Source organism: Streptomyces sp. NRRL F-5135, from assembly GCF_000719775.1.
Taxonomy (GTDB): domain Bacteria; phylum Actinomycetota; class Actinomycetes; order Streptomycetales; family Streptomycetaceae; genus Streptomyces; species Streptomyces hebeiensis.
Genome location: NZ_JOHR01000004.1, coordinates 365,935 through 379,899 on the forward strand (window position 1 = coordinate 365,935; position 13,965 = coordinate 379,899).

The 13,965-nt window shown below is 72.5% G+C and carries 13 protein-coding genes; 11 read left to right on the plus strand and 2 right to left on the minus strand.

Annotated elements, in window-relative coordinates; translation table 11 throughout:
- The first annotated feature begins 311 nt into the window (after nt 1-311).
- Both IG02_RS0108450 and IG02_RS0108455 read left to right on the plus strand, forming a co-directional pair.
- Nucleotides 312-1,370: an amino acid ABC transporter permease gene (locus IG02_RS0108450; protein ID WP_063756742.1), complete on the plus strand. Its 1,059-nt coding sequence runs from the start codon at nt 312-314 to the stop codon at nt 1,368-1,370.
- Nucleotides 1,371-1,648: 278 nt separating this feature from the next.
- A complete protein-coding gene (locus IG02_RS0108455; protein WP_030743743.1) occupies nt 1,649-2,182 on the plus strand; it encodes a type 1 glutamine amidotransferase domain-containing protein in 534 nt (177 codons plus the stop codon).
- A gap of 92 nt (nt 2,183-2,274) precedes the next feature.
- On the opposite strand, the gene IG02_RS0108460 is transcribed toward IG02_RS0108455, so the two are convergent.
- Entirely contained in the window at nt 2,275-2,655 is a 381-nt protein-coding gene (locus IG02_RS0108460; RefSeq protein ID WP_030743746.1) for a VOC family protein, read from the minus strand.
- Between the two features lie 247 nt (nt 2,656-2,902).
- Here IG02_RS0108460 and IG02_RS0108465 point away from each other — a divergent pair, with 247 nt between their 5' ends.
- The 3 genes from IG02_RS0108465 to IG02_RS0108475 all read left to right on the plus strand — a co-directional run bounded on the left by IG02_RS0108465 (nt 2,903) and on the right by IG02_RS0108475 (nt 4,475).
- A complete protein-coding gene (locus tag IG02_RS0108465) occupies nt 2,903-3,160 on the plus strand; it encodes a hypothetical protein (RefSeq protein WP_030743748.1) in 258 nt (85 codons plus the stop codon).
- Between the two features lie 206 nt (nt 3,161-3,366).
- On the plus strand, nt 3,367-3,735 hold the full coding sequence (locus IG02_RS0108470) for a hypothetical protein (RefSeq protein WP_030743751.1): 369 nt from the start codon (nt 3,367-3,369) through the stop codon (nt 3,733-3,735).
- A gap of 140 nt (nt 3,736-3,875) precedes the next feature.
- Nucleotides 3,876-4,475 (plus strand): ATP-binding protein, encoded by a 600-nt coding sequence (locus tag IG02_RS0108475; RefSeq protein WP_199813974.1) that lies wholly within the window; start codon nt 3,876-3,878, stop codon nt 4,473-4,475.
- Between the two features lie 211 nt (nt 4,476-4,686).
- Here IG02_RS0108475 and IG02_RS0108480 read toward each other — a convergent pair whose 3' ends face one another.
- Nucleotides 4,687-5,160 (minus strand): DUF5709 domain-containing protein, encoded by a 474-nt coding sequence (locus IG02_RS0108480; protein ID WP_030743756.1) that lies wholly within the window; start codon nt 5,158-5,160, stop codon nt 4,687-4,689.
- Nucleotides 5,161-5,892: 732 nt separating this feature from the next.
- Here IG02_RS0108480 and IG02_RS0108485 point away from each other — a divergent pair.
- From IG02_RS0108485 to IG02_RS0108510, 6 genes are all read left to right on the plus strand, one after another.
- Nucleotides 5,893-7,224, plus strand: a complete 1,332-nt coding sequence (locus IG02_RS0108485) for an NAD(P)/FAD-dependent oxidoreductase (RefSeq protein ID WP_037802594.1) — start codon at nt 5,893-5,895, stop codon at nt 7,222-7,224.
- Nucleotide 7,225: 1 nt separating this feature from the next.
- A complete protein-coding gene (locus tag IG02_RS0108490) occupies nt 7,226-9,076 on the plus strand; it encodes a transketolase (protein ID WP_030743760.1) in 1,851 nt (616 codons plus the stop codon).
- 115 nt (nt 9,077-9,191) lie between these two features.
- Nucleotides 9,192-9,374, plus strand: coding sequence for a hypothetical protein (locus tag IG02_RS0108495; RefSeq protein WP_030743763.1), 183 nt, complete (start codon nt 9,192-9,194; stop codon nt 9,372-9,374).
- A 63-nt stretch (nt 9,375-9,437) separates the two neighbouring features.
- Complete coding sequence (locus tag IG02_RS0108500) at nt 9,438-9,737, plus strand: WhiB family transcriptional regulator (RefSeq protein ID WP_420707731.1); 300 nt, start codon at nt 9,438-9,440, stop codon at nt 9,735-9,737.
- Between the two features lie 75 nt (nt 9,738-9,812).
- Entirely contained in the window at nt 9,813-11,225 is a 1,413-nt protein-coding gene (locus IG02_RS0108505; protein ID WP_030743769.1) for an NADP-dependent succinic semialdehyde dehydrogenase, read from the plus strand.
- Between the two features lie 164 nt (nt 11,226-11,389).
- A complete protein-coding gene (locus IG02_RS0108510) occupies nt 11,390-13,927 on the plus strand; it encodes a phosphoketolase (protein WP_078854299.1) in 2,538 nt (845 codons plus the stop codon).
- The last annotated feature ends 38 nt before the right edge of the window (nt 13,928-13,965 follow it).

Genomic DNA, 13,965 nt, shown 5'->3' on the forward strand with positions numbered 1-13,965 from the left:
GAGGACCACACGCGACCGAAGTCGATGTGGCCGCGGGTGACCAAGGGCAGCTGCTTTCGCATGGAGCCAATTGAGCACGGGACGCCACGGGAAGTCAACAGGCGGTCATTCCGTGGGCGCCGTGGCGGCGTCGTCCCGTGCCGGTCCGTGCCTTGACAGGTACGCGGCTCCCACCCGTACGATCGCGGTGCGTGTGGCCGGGCACCGGTGTGAACGCCCGGCCGCGCCGACCGTGTTGAGGGACGCGGTACGCGTGATGACGTCCGACGTACGCCGACCACCGCCACCACCGCACTCCTGCCGGAGCCCTCATGTCTGTGCCCCCTGACGTCGCGCATTCGCCGGACCACGCGTCCGGCGAAGCGGCCGCGCCCGCGTCGGATTCCGCGCCCCTGTCGAAGCACACGCCCCTGTCGAAGCCGGAGCCGTCCGCGCCTCGCGTTTCCGACCAGAGCCCCCGCATCGTCCCGCGCCGGCACCCCGGCCGGTGGTTCGCCGCGGCCGTGGCCCTGCTGGCTCTCGCCATGGTCGTCAACTCGGTGGTCCGCAACGAGCGGTTCCAATGGGGCGTGGTGATCAGGTACTTCACCACCCCCGCGGTCCTGGACGGCCTGTTGCTCACCCTCTGGCTGACCGCCGGAGTGATGGTGCTCGGCTTCCTCATCGGTACGGTCGTCGCCGTCATGCGGCTGTCCGCCAACCCCGTACTGCGCGCGATCAGCTGGGGGTACGTGTGGATCTTCCGTTCCACGCCGCTGCTGGTCCAGCTGTTGTTCTGGTTCAACATCGGCGCCCTGTACCCCACCCTGGGCATCGGTGTCCCCTTCGGCCCCGAATTCGTCACGGTCAAGACCGTGAATCTCTTCGGCGCCGGACTCACCGCCCTCATCGGCCTCACCTTGCACGAGGCGGCGTACGCGGCGGAAGTGGTGCGGGGCGGCATCCTCTCCGTCGACTCCGGCCAGACGGAGGCCGCCGCGGCGCTGGGCCTGAGCAGGACGCGTGTGCTGCGGCGTATCGTCGTGCCGCAGGCGATGCGCTCCATCGTGCCCACCGCGGGCAACATGCTCATCGGCACGCTCAAGGGGACCAGCATCGTCAGCGTCCTCGCCGTCCAGGACCTGCTGTTCTCGGTGCAGCTGATCTACAACCGTACGTACCAGGTCATCCCGCTGCTGATGGTGGCGACCATCTGGTACGTCGTGGTCACCACCGTCCTGTCGGCGGGCCAGTTCTACGTCGAGCGTCACTACGCCCGGGGCGCCGCCCGCGAGCTGCCGCCCACCCCGCTCCAGCGGCTGCGGCGCCGGGCCGTGGCCCTGGGAGGTCGGCTCCGGGCCGCGAGTGCCCCCGGCGCGAAACCTCTCTGAGGCGCGAACCTCTACGAGGCGGCTTCGAGGGGGCTGTCCCGTGCCTGTCCCCTGCCTGTCCCGTGCCTGTCCCGTGACGCCGGCACGTCCGTCACCGTCCCGACGCGCCCCCATGCCCGAAATCGGGAAGAATTCTCAAGGACCGGCCCTCCCTGTCCGGGGACGACCGTCCGGGTGTGAAGAACGGCCCTCCGGGCAGGCGGGAGCCACACCGCGCTGCACCGACGACGCAGTGCCGAGGCAGTACGGGAAGGCACTACGGAGAGGACGTGAATCACATGCGAGTGGCATTTCTCGTGGCCCCCGAGGGCGTGGAGCAGGTCGAGCTGACCGAGCCGTGGAAGGCCGTGCGCGACTCGGGCGGGGACCCCACCCTGGTGTCCACCGCGCCGGGGGAGATCCAGGCGTTCGACCACCTCGACAAGGCGGACACCTTCCCCGTCGACCGTACGGTGTCCGAGACCGGCGCCGCCGACTACGACGGGCTGGTCCTGCCCGGCGGCGTCGCCAACCCGGACGCGCTGCGCATGGACCCCGCGGCCGTGTCCTTCGTCAAGGGCTTCTTCGACGCCGGCAAGCCGGTGGCGGCGATCTGCCATGCGCCATGGACGCTGATCGAGGCCGACGTGGTGCGCGGCAGGACGCTCACCTCCTGGCCGTCGCTGCGGACCGATCTCCGCAACGCGGGTGCCACCTGGGTCGACGAGCAGGTCAAGGTCTGTACCGCCACCCCCAGCACCCTGATCACCAGCCGGAAGCCGGGCGACCTGAACGCTTTCTGCACCGCGTTCCTCAAGGAGTTCGCCTCCTGACGCCGTGAGAACCCGGTACCTGTTCGTGTACCTGGCCCCGGGACCCGGGCACCGCCCCCGGTCCCCGGGCCGGCTCCGGTACCGCGGGCAGGTCAGGGCAGGACGGCCAGTGTGAACGAGTGCCCGGCCGGATCCGAGTAGGTCCGTGTGTCCCGCGGTCCGCCGTTGTGTTTGGTGTCCAACGGCCGGGCGCCGAGGCCGATCGCCTCGCGCTCCGCCTCGTCGATCTCCTCCCGGGACACCATGATCCGCAGATGTGCCTGCTGGGAGCTCTCGGGGCGGGGCCAGCTCGCCGGTGCGTAGCCGTGGTCCCGGCGGATCGCGAGATGGACCCCGGCATGGCCGACGATCTCCACGAAGTCCGGATCCACACCGATCCGGGTGCCGGCCCCGAGGAAGGCCGAGTAGAACTCCGCCAGTTCAGCGGGTTCGGCGCAGTCAAGAACGAGAACACTGGTCTTCGCGACGGTCATGCCGCTGCGCCTACCCCCGGTCATCGCCCGTACGCGCGAGGTCGCCCCGCACCAGTGGCGTCGCAGCGCACGTGACGTGCGTACCGTACGCGGCGCGCGCGGGGCGCGAACGGCGTGCTCGCGTAGAAGCGCGTACGAAGAGGGCGGCCGGGTAGCAGCCGGGTGATGCCCCGGTGGCGCGTCGACGCCGTCGACGGAGGAGACGGGCGGCGCCGGACCGGACCGCAGGACGACGTACGGAGAGACCATGAGCGACGCACACGGTGAAAACCCGGAGGAGCGGGACACCGCCGTCCCCCGGGATCCGCCCGATCAGCAGGCCACCGCCGGTCCCGACCCGCTGGACATCGAATCCCCGGGGGAGCGGGAGGAGCAGCGGGGCGACGACACGGCCGAGGAAGAGCTCCCCGACGCGGACGAGTCGGGGGCGGGCCCCCGGGGCCGCCCGCGGACGGGCCAGGCACATCCGGAGCAGCAGCCGGTACCGGACGAGTCACCGGGGTGAGCGGGAGCGGGTGCGCCTCCGCGCGCCCCTGGCGAAGACCCTGGTGCCGCGACCGCCGACCGCCGACCGCCGACCGCCGCGGGACCGTGCGCCGGTCGCGGGGGAGCAACTCCGGTCGCGCACTTCGGGCGCCGGGGAGAGCCTGGAAGCGGGCCCTCCGGCCGTACAGAGCCGACAGCAGAACCCTCCGGAGAGGAAGGAACCACGTGAACAGTGCGGACCAGACCGCGACCGAGGTCGTCGTGGCACTCAGCGGCGGGGCGACGGAAGACGCGCGCGCGGTGTTCGGTGTGCTCGGCTCCGCCTTCGCCTCCGACCGCGCGGCCGACGACGTCCCCCAGGAGTTGCCGGGGGAACGCCCCACCGTGTGGACCGCCACGTTCGACGTGGCCGACCTGCGGTCGCGGCCGGGCCCGGTCCGGCTCACGGCGCCGGTGACGGCCGACGTGCAGGGCGGCTACCGGGCGGTGGACAGTCTGCGCGAGGCGCTGTCCACCGCCTTCACCGTCCGTGTCGTCGGTACGGCCTCCGGCGACCAGGAGGAGGAGGTCCAGCTGCGGTTGGAGAACCGCTGAGCCGTTCGTGTTGCGCGCGCCGCGCGGCCGGGTCACGCTATGGGTGACCCAGAAGTGGATTCAGCTCACGCTTCGTGCTCGGGGGTCGTTGGCACAACGTGGTGAAGCAAGTGGGCCTCCGTGTGTGAGGAGCCTGGACCATGACGATTCCACTCGACCGGCACCACGTGGTGGAATTGCCCGCCTCTGAGGAGCGCGTCCCGCGAATACGGCGCGTCGTGTCCGCACACCTGCGTCAGTGGCGGCTCGATCTCCATGTCGCGCCCGTGTGCAGAGGCATCGAGGAAGTGCTGACACACGTCCGTCTGCACGTCGGCGAGGGCGACCGGTGTGTGCTCGAACTGCGGTGGGCGGGCCGCCATCTCACCGTCTCCGTGGAGGACAACGGCCCCCGGATGCCCCGGCTGTTGACGGCCGACGGCGGCCTCGGCCGGCTCGCTGCCCTCAGCGACAGCTGGGGGACCTGCGCCACGGCCGACGGCAAGGTCATCTGGTTCACCAGGAGCGTCTTCGCGCCGCAGGACGTTCCGCGGGTGTCGAAGACGCCGCTCACCGGGCTCGACGCAGCACAACGCGGCCCGGCACCCACACCCGCCCCCGTGCCCGCCCTCGTACCACCGGTGCCCACCGAACCGCCGACGCGGGCCGTCCCGCGCCGGGTTCCGGCCCTCTTCACACCGGCGCCCGTGTGTGACCGTCCCTTCGCGGGCACGTGCGACGTCCCTCGGGACCGTGGGTAACGCGGAGCCCCGACCGACCGCGCCGCGCACGGAAGCCGTGCCGGCCGTCGAAACAGCGGCATACAGAGCGCACGCGGCACACAGAGCGCGCGCGGCATACAGAGCGCACGCGGCACACAGGGCGCGCGCGTCACATACCGAGGCGCCGCGCGCCGACACGACGGACCTTCTCCGTCCCCGGCGCACGGCGTCCCCTGTGTCCGGCGGCGCCCTACTCGCCGGCGTCCGGGTCCGGTACGCGATGCACGGCGGCCTCCTCGGCCGACGCGGCGGCCCCGTCGATCCCCACGTCCTCGGCGATCATGTCCTTCTCGGCGTCCTCGTGCGCGCCCTCGTCCGGCGCCACCAGCCGGCCGGCCCGGCCGTCACCGACCTCGTCGTCCAGCGGCTCGCCCTCGCCGTGAGGCAGGTCTCCGATGCCGTTCCCGGCGGGCGGCTGCTGGTCCGGGACCTCCTCCGCGAGCCGCTCGTCCAGCGACTCGCCCGCCCGCTGCTCGGCGGCTGTCGTCCCCACGTGGTTCACGCCCAGCGGGCGCTCGGGCGGGGACCAGCCCTCGTCGAACGGGTCGGCGCCCCGGTTGAGGAGCGTGTCCTCGGGGTCGAGGATGCCCTCGTCCTCGGTGATCTCGGCGTCGTCCGGCTGGTAGACCTGGTCGCCCATCGTCTCGTCGCTGTCGCCGCTCATGTCGACTCTCCTTACTTCCTGCGGGTCGTGCGAGTCCCGCGCGCCTCCGGGCGGCCGGATGAGGGACCGGCTGAAGGACGGTCCCCGGCCGGCCGTCGTCGCGGGCGTCGACGTGCCGGTACCCGGCGGGAGCCCGCGCAAGCGGTGATTCGCTCCGTGGCCCCCCGTCCGGACGACGGACGGGGCGCGATACACCGGGACACGATCCACGACGGACGGTCCTGGGCGGCTCCGCCGTCGGGGACGCCCGCGCGGGCCGGGTGCCGTACGAACGGCCACGTGAGGCGTCACACGGGCGATCACACGCCAAAGACCCTCAACCACACGGACGGTCACACGCTCTCCGGCGCGGACGACCGCGCGAACAGCCGCGTCGGCGACCGCTCGACCGTCCGAGCGGACGACCATGCGGACAGCGGCGCGGCACACGGCCGTACGGGCCGTCGCGCCGACCGCTGCCGCGCGGACGGCTCCTCCGCTGCGTCCACCCTCCCACCAATCACCGCCGTGTCAAACGGCAGCAGGTCGCCCGCCCCGCCCGCCCCGTCCTTCCCACGGGCCCACCCCGCCCGGGCCGCCCCGCGTCCCGGGTGCTCGTCCCGGACTGCCTCGCGCCGCTCCCGGTGTCCGCCCCGGGTCCCCTCTCGCCGACCCCGGTGTTTGCCCCGGTGGCCGTCGGGCACTCGCCCCTTTGATCCGTACGACCCGATGCACGACCCTCCGGAGTCGAACGTGAGCCGAGAACGCATTGTCATCGTCGGGGCCGGATTCGCCGGCTACCAGGCCGCCCGCACGCTCTCCCGGCAGCTGCGGGGCAGAGCAGAGATCGTGCTCCTGAATCCCACCGACTACTTCCTCTACCTCCCCCTCCTGCCCCAGGTGGCCGCGGGGATCCTGGAACCGCGCCGGGCGACCGTCTCGCTGCCCGGGACGCTGCCGCGCGTACGGCTCGTCCTGGGGGAGGCCGACCATGTCGACCTGGAAGCGGCGAAGGTCCACTACACCGGTCCTGAGGGCGTCGGCGGGGAGCTGCCGTACGACCGGCTGGTCCTGGCCGTCGGAAGTGTCAACAAGCTGCTGCCGGTCCCGGGCGTGGCCGAGTACGCACACGGATTCCGCGGCCTGCCCGAAGCGCTCTACCTGCGTGACCACGTGACCCGCCAGATCGAGCTGGCGGCCACCTCCGACGACCCCGCGGAGAGCGCCGCGCGCGCCACGTTCGTCGTGGTCGGCGCCGGTTACACCGGCACCGAGGTCGCCGCCCAGGGCAAGCTGTTCACCGACGCGCTGGTCCGTAACCAGCGGCGTGGACCGTACGGGCACCGACCGGGGAAGCCGCGCTGGATGCTCCTCGACATCGCGCCCCGCGTCCTCCCCGAGCTGGACCGCAGGCTCTCCACCACCGCGGACCGGGTGCTGCGCGCACGCGGCGTGGAGGTGCGGACCGGCACTTCCGTCAAGGAGGCGGGACCGGCCGGAGTGACGCTGGACACCGGCGAGTTCGTCGAGACGCGTACGCTGGTGTGGTGCGTCGGCGTGCGGCCCGATCCCCTGGTCTCGGAGATCGGACTGCCCGTGGAGCGGGGCAGGCTGTGTGTCGACGCCCAACTCAATGTCCCCGGCCATCCCGAGGTGTTCGCCTGCGGCGACGCCGCCGCCGTACCGGACCTGACCAGGCCGGGGGAGTACACCCCGATGACCGCCCAGCACGCGAGCAGGCAGGGCACGGTGGCGGGCCGCAACGTGGCGGCCTCGCTCGGCCACGGGGAACGCCGGACCTACCGGCACAACGACCTGGGATTCGTCGTGGACCTCGGCGGGGTCAAGGCGGCGGCCAATCCCTTCGGGGTGCCGCTGTCCGGGCCGGCGGCCGGAGCCGTCACCCGCGGCTACCACCTCGCGGCCATGCCCGGGAACCGGGTGCGGGTCGCCGCCGACTGGCTGCTCGACGCGGTGCTGCCGCGGCAGGCGGTCCAGCTCGGACTGGTCCGCTCGTGGACGGTGCCGCTCGAATCGTCCTCGCCCGAACTGGCGAGGGTTCCCGGCGGCCCCGGGAAGGAGTGACATGAACAGCGAAGAACTGACAGAACTGGCACAGCAGTTGAGGGTGGACTCGGTCCGGGTCGCCGACCGTGCGGGGTCGGGACACCCGACCTCCTCGATGTCGGCGGCGGACCTGATGGCCGCCCTGCTGGCCAACCATCTCCACTACGACTACGACCACCCCGGACACCCGGGCAACGACCGGCTGGTCTTCTCCAAGGGGCACGCCTCGCCGCTGCTGTACTCCATGTATCTGGCGGCCGGCGCGATCGACGAGGAGGAGTTCCTCACCTACCGCACCCTCGGCAGCCGCCTGGAGGGCCACCCCACGCCGGAGCTGCCGTGGGTGGACGTCGCCACCGGCTCACTCGGCCAGGGGCTGCCCGTCGGCGTCGGCATGGCACTGGCCGGACAGCGGCTCGGCAGGACCCCGTACCGCGTCTACGTACTCTCCGGCGACAGCGAGATGGCCGAGGGCTCGGTGTGGGAGGCGATCGAGCACGCGGGGGACCAGCACCTGGACTCGCTGACCCTCGTCATCGACGTCAACCGGCTCGGCCAGCGCGGACCCACCCGCCACCAGCGGGACCTGGACGCGTACGGCCGCAGGCTGCGGGCCTTCGGCTGGCACACCGTCGAGATCGACGGCCACGACATGGACGCCGTGGACGCCGCCTTCAACGAGGCGCGCTCCACGCTCCGCAAGCCCACCGCGATCATCGCGGGCACCCGCAAGGGCCGGGGCGTCGCCGCTGTCGAGGACCGCGAGGGCCTGCACGGCAAACCGCTGCCCGACGCGGAGAGCGCCATCGCCGAACTCGGCGGTCGCCGCTCCATCCGGGTGTCCGTGACCAAGCCGCAGGAGCCCGCGGCGGCCACCCGCTCGCCCCGCCGGACCACAGCCGTCGACCTGCCGCGCTACGAGATCGGCGACGAGGTCGCCACCCGCGACGCGTACGGAAAGGCGCTCGCCGCGCTGGGCGCCGGACGGGGCGATGTCGTCGTGCTGGACGGCGAGGTGAGCGACTCCACGCGCTCGGAGTTCTTCGCAAAGGAGCACCCGGACCGGTTCTTCGAGTGCTACATCGCCGAGCAGCAGCTGGTCGCCGCCGCCGTCGGCATGCAGGCGCTGGGCCACGTCCCGTACGCGTCGACCTTCGCCGCCTTCCTGACCCGCGCGCACGACTTCATCCGGATGGCCGCCATCAGCCGCGCCTCGCTCAACCTGGTCGGCTCGCACGCGGGCGTCGCCATCGGGCAGGACGGCCCCTCCCAGATGGGGCTGGAGGACCTGGCGATGTTCCGCGCGGTGCACGGCAGCACGGTGCTGCACCCCTGCGACGCCAACCAGACGGCCGCGCTGGTCCTGGCGATGCACGAGCTGTCCGGTATCCGCTACCTGCGGACGCTGCGGGGCAAGACACCGGTCGTCTACGGGCCCGACGAACGGTTCCCGATCGGAGGCAGCAAGGTGCTGCGCCGCTCCGACAAGGACCGGGTGACCCTGATCGGCGCCGGCACGACCGTCCACGAGTGTCTGAGGGCGGCGGACACGCTGGCCGACGAGGGCGTCGCCGTCCGGGTCGTCGACCTGTACTCGGTCAAACCCGTCGACGAGCGGACGCTGCAGAGCGCGGCGGCCGACACGGGCTGTCTGGTGACGGTGGAGGACCACCGTCCGCAGGGCGGTATCGGCGACGCGGTCGCCGAGGTGTTCTCCGACGGCCGCCCGGCGCCGCGGCGGCTCGTACGGCTCGCGGTCGGCGACATGCCGGGCTCGGCGACGCCGGAGGAGGAGCTGCGGGCGGCGGGGATCGACGCCGACTCGATCGCGGCGGGCCTGCGGCTGCTGCTGGAGAAGGTCATCCGCTGACGCCCGGCCCCGGTGGCCCATGGCCCGTTCGGACGGTGCGCCACCGGGTACCCGGTGTCCATGGGCGGATGAGGAACGACGGCAGACACGACGCGACAGCGAATCGGAGGCAGACATGACCACCGACCGAGGCCCGTGGCCGGCCATGGCCGCCGCGCGCCGCCCCACCGAACGCGAAGGACGGATCCGCACCTGCGTCCCGGCCCGCGCCACCGCGCGCGAACTCGGGAACAGAGAGTCCCGGCGAGGACAGCGGACGGCGGATCAGGACTGGAACGTGGTGCGGGGAGAGGACTGAGACAGGGTGCGGCTGACAACAGCGGACCGTACGGAGATCGGATCGAACGCCGCGGAACCGCGAGTGGACCGGGCGGGTCCCGGGCCGGACACGGGCCATGACGCGGAATCCTGGGCGTGGCTGCGGCACGCGGCGTGCGTCGACGAGGACCCGGAGCTGTTCTTCCCCGTGGGGGATTCCGGGCCCGCCGCGGTGCAGGCCGAGCGCGCCAAGGCGGTGTGCCACGGCTGCCCGGTGGAGCGGCAGTGCCTCGAATGGGCGCTGACGACGAACCGTACCTCCGGAGTGTGGGGCGGTACGGACGAGGAGGAGCGGCGCAGGCTGCGGCGCAGGGCCGACCGGCGCAAGGCCGCCGCGGGGTGATCCGGCCCCCACCTGTTGCGGGGCCGCGCGAGGCGCGGAAGGGTCGGAACCGTCACACGAGGAGGAGGAATCACCATGCCCATCGCGACGGTGAACCCCACCAGCGGAGAGACGCTCAAGACGTTCGACGCGTTCGGGCCGGAGGAGATCGAGCGTCGTGTCGCGGCGGCCGCCGACAGGTTCCGGCAGTACCGAACCACCGGGTTCGACGAACGGGCGAGGCTGCTGAACCGCGCCGCCGACCTGCTGGAGCAGGACGCGCCCGACATCGCCCGGACGATGACCACCGAGATGGGCAAACCCGTGGCGGCGGCCCGCGCGGAGGCGCTCAAGTGCGTCAAGGCGATGCGCTGGTACGCACAGCGTGCGGAGGATCTGCTGGCGGACGAACACCCCGCGGAAGCCGATGTGACGGACTCGGGCGCCGCCCACGCGCGCGTCCACTACCGTCCGCTCGGCGTGGTGCTCGCGGTGATGCCGTGGAACTTCCCTCTCTGGCAGGTCGTGCGATTCGCCGCGCCCGCCCTGATGGCGGGCAACGTCGGCCTGCTCAAGCACGCTTCGAACGTCCCCCAGACCGCGCTCTATTTGGAGGACCTGTTCCGCCGGGCGGGCTATCCGGAGGGCTGTTTCCAGACCCTGCTGGTGGGCTCCGGTGCGATCGAGTCCGTTCTGCGCGACCCCCGGGTGGCCGCCGCGACCCTCACCGGCAGCGAGCCGGCCGGCCGCTCGGTGGCCTCGATCGCGAGCGACGAGGTCAAGAAGACCGTGCTGGAGCTGGGCGGCAGCGACCCGTACGTGGTCATGCCGTCGGCGGACATCGAGCGGGCGGCACGGACGGCGGTGACGGCCCGGGTGCAGAACAACGGCCAGTCGTGCATCGCGGCCAAGCGGTTCATCGTGCACGAGGACGTCTACGACACCTTCGCCGAGCGGTTCACCGCCGGCATGCGGGACCTGACCGTCGGGGATCCGCTGGACGAGTCCACCGACGTCGGGCCGCTCTCCAGCGAGCAGGGCCGCGCCGATCTGGAGGCGCTGGTCGACGACGCGCTGGAGCGGGGCGCGACCGCGCTGTGCGGCGGGGCCCGGCCGAAGGAGTACGAGCGGGGCTGGTTCTACGAGCCGACGGTGCTCGCCGGTGTGACGGACGCGATGCGGATCCACCGCGAGGAGGCGTTCGGGCCGGTGGCCACGCTGTACCGGGTCGGCGGCCCGGACGAGGCGGTCGCCCTCGCCAACGACACGCCGTTCGGGCTGAGTTCCAACGTATGGACACGCGACGAGGCGGACGTGCGCCGCTTCGTACGGGACCTGGAGGCGGGCGGTGTGTATTTCAACGGCATGACGGCCTCGCACCCGGCCCTGCCGTTCGGCGGTGTGAAGCGTTCGGGGTACGGCCGTGAGCTGTCGGGCCACGGCATCAAGGAGTTCTGCAACGTCACCACCGTGTGGCACGGCCCGGAACCGGACAGCGGAACGTCATAGCGGCGACCGAGAGCCGACAGCCGACAGTCGGCGGTCGGCGGCCGGGCGGACCGGGCGCCCGGAGGTACCCAGGAGGCCGACGGCAGTCGCCGTCGCCAGGAAGCGCGACCGCGACCGCCGGCCGGGTCCCGATCGCGACAGGAACAACCATCAGGGAGTTGGACATGGCGGAGGCGAGCACCGGCGCGAGCGGCCCGAGCGCCGGGGCTGCCGGACCGGCCGGGGCTGTCGGGCCGGCCGGGACGGCCGGCGCGACCGGCTCTGACCGGTCCGGCGGTACGGCACGACCGCCCGGCGCCCCCGCACCCGCCGGGGCCGCCGCGGTGGGCGCCGACGCGGCGGCCACCGACCTCACCGACGCCCAGGTCGCCTCCCTCGACGCCCACTGGCGGGCCGCCAACTACCTCGCCGTCGGCCAGATCTACCTCATGGCCAACCCCCTGCTCCTGGAGCCACTGGCACCGGAGCACATCAAGCCCCGGCTGCTCGGCCACTGGGGCACCTCGCCCGGCCTCAACCTCGTCCACACGCACCTCAACCGGGTCATCAAGGCTCGCGACCTCGACATGCTCTGCGTCTGGGGCCCCGGGCACGGCGGCCCGGCCGTGCTGGCCAACTCCTGGCTGGACGGCACGTACTCGCGGACGTACCCGGACGTGACCCGGGACCGGGCCGGCATGGAGCGGCTGTTCAAACAGTTCTCGTTCCCCGGCGGTGTGCCCAGCCACGTCGCGCCCGAGACCCCGGGCTCGATCCACGAGGGCGGCGAACTCGGCTACTCCCTCGCCCACGCCTACGGCGCCGCCCTGGACAACCCCGAGCTGGTCGTCGCCTGCGTGATCGGCGACGGCGAGGCCGAGACCGGCCCGCTGGCCGGGTCCTGGCACGGGAACAAGTTCCTGGACCCGGTGCACGACGGCGCGGTCCTGCCCGTCCTGCACCTCAACGGCTACAAGATCGCCAACCCTACGGTGCTCGCCCGGCTGCCGGAGGACGAACTCGACGCGCTGCTGCGCGGGTACGGCCACGAACCGCTGTACGTCTGCGGCGACGAGCCGTTGGCCGTCCACCGTGCGATGGCACGTGCGCTGGACACCGCCCTGGACCGGATCGCCGGCATCCGGCGCGACGCGCGCGAGAGCGGTGCCGCTGGCCGCCCCCGCTGGCCGCTGATCGTGCTGCGTACCCCCAAGGGCTGGACCGGCCCGCACGAGGTCGACGGTACGCCCGTCGAGGGCACCTGGCGCGCGCACCAGGTCCCCCTCAGTGGGGTCCGGGACAACCCGGACCACCTGCGCCAACTGGAGGCATGGCTCCGCTCGTACGGTCCCGACGAACTCTTCGACGCGACCGGCGCGCCCCGCCCCGACGTCCTGGAGTTCGTTCCCGAGGGCCCGCGCCGGCTCGGCGCCGGCCCGCACGCCAACGGCGGCCTGCTGCTGCGCGAGCTGCCCGTGCCCCCGCTGGAGCGGCACGCGGTACGCGTCGACAAGCCCGGCACCGTCCTGCACGAGCCCACCCGCGTCCTCGGCGCCCTGCTGGCCGACGTGATGGAGGCCACGGCGGGACGGCGTGACTTCCGGGTCGTCGGCCCGGACGAGACGGCTTCCAACCGGCTGGAGGCGCTCTACGAGGTCACCGACAAGGCGTGGCAGGAGGCGAGGCTCGACACGGACGAGCACCTCGCGCGCGACGGGCGGGTGATGGAGGTCCTTTCCGAGCACCTGTGCCAGGGCTGGCTGGAGGGCTATCTCCTGACGGGCCGGCACGGTCTGTTCTCCAGCTACGAGGCGTTCGCGCACATCGTCGACTCGATGGTCAACCAGCACGTCAAGTGGCTGCGGACCTCGCGCCGGCTGTCCTGGCGCAGCCCCATCGCCTCCCTCAACTACCTGCTGACCTCGCACGTCTGGCGCCAGGACCACAACGGTTTCTCGCACCAGGACCCCGGCTTCGTGGATCACATCCTCAACAAGAGCCCGGAGGTCGTACGGGTCTACCTGCCGCCCGACGCCAACACCCTGCTGTCCGTCGCGGACCACGCGCTGCGCAGCCGTGACTACGTCAACGTGATCGTCGCGGGCAAGCAGCCGACCTTCGACTGGCTCACCCTGGACGAGGCCCGCGCCCACTGCGCCCGGGGGCTGGGCGCCTGGACCTGGGCGGGGACGGAGGACGGTACGCGGCCCCCGGACGCGGTCCTGGCCTGCGCCGGGGACGTGCCCACCCAGGAGACGCTCGCCGCGGCCTCACTGCTGCGCCGGCACCTGCCGGAGCTGGCCGTACGGGTGGTCAACGTGGTCGACATGGCTCGGCTGCTGCCGAACGCGGAACATCCGCACGGCATGACGGACAGCGAGTACGACGCGCTGTTCACCACCGACCGGCCGGTGATCTTCGCGTACCACGGTTACCCGTGGCTGATCCACCGGCTCACCTATCGCCGCACGGGCCACGAACACCTGCACGTACGCGGCTACAAGGAGGAGGGCACGACGACCACCCCCTTCGACATGGTCGTCCGCAACGACCTCGACCGGTACCGGCTGGTGATGGACGTGATCGACCGGGTGCCCGGCCTCGGCGTACGGGCGGTCGCCGTGCGCCAGGCCATGGCGGACGTGCGCACCCGCCACGAGGCGTGGATCCGCGAACACGGCACCGATCTGCCCGAGGTGGCGGAGTGGACCTGGTCAGGCTGAACGGAGGGGCCGCCCGGCGGGCAGCCGCAACCCCGAAG

Excerpts from the sequence above, each read along its gene's own strand:
- IG02_RS0108450 (WP_063756742.1), top strand. The coding sequence starts at position 312 with ATGTCTGTGCCCCCTGACGTCGCGCATTCGCCGGACCACGCGTCCGGC.
- IG02_RS0108455 (WP_030743743.1), top strand. The coding sequence starts at position 1,649 with ATGCGAGTGGCATTTCTCGTGGCCCCCGAGGGCGTGGAGCAGGTCGAG.
- IG02_RS0108460 (WP_030743746.1), bottom strand. The coding sequence starts at position 2,655 with ATGACCGTCGCGAAGACCAGTGTTCTCGTTCTTGACTGCGCCGAACCC.
- IG02_RS0108465 (WP_030743748.1), top strand. The coding sequence starts at position 2,903 with ATGAGCGACGCACACGGTGAAAACCCGGAGGAGCGGGACACCGCCGTC.
- IG02_RS0108475 (WP_199813974.1), top strand. The coding sequence starts at position 3,876 with ATGACGATTCCACTCGACCGGCACCACGTGGTGGAATTGCCCGCCTCT.
- IG02_RS0108480 (WP_030743756.1), bottom strand. The coding sequence starts at position 5,160 with ATGAGCGGCGACAGCGACGAGACGATGGGCGACCAGGTCTACCAGCCG.
- IG02_RS0108490 (WP_030743760.1), top strand. The coding sequence starts at position 7,226 with ATGAACAGCGAAGAACTGACAGAACTGGCACAGCAGTTGAGGGTGGAC.
- IG02_RS0108495 (WP_030743763.1), top strand. The coding sequence starts at position 9,192 with ATGACCACCGACCGAGGCCCGTGGCCGGCCATGGCCGCCGCGCGCCGC.
- IG02_RS0108505 (WP_030743769.1), top strand. The coding sequence starts at position 9,813 with ATGCCCATCGCGACGGTGAACCCCACCAGCGGAGAGACGCTCAAGACG.
- IG02_RS0108510 (WP_078854299.1), top strand. The coding sequence starts at position 11,390 with ATGGCGGAGGCGAGCACCGGCGCGAGCGGCCCGAGCGCCGGGGCTGCC.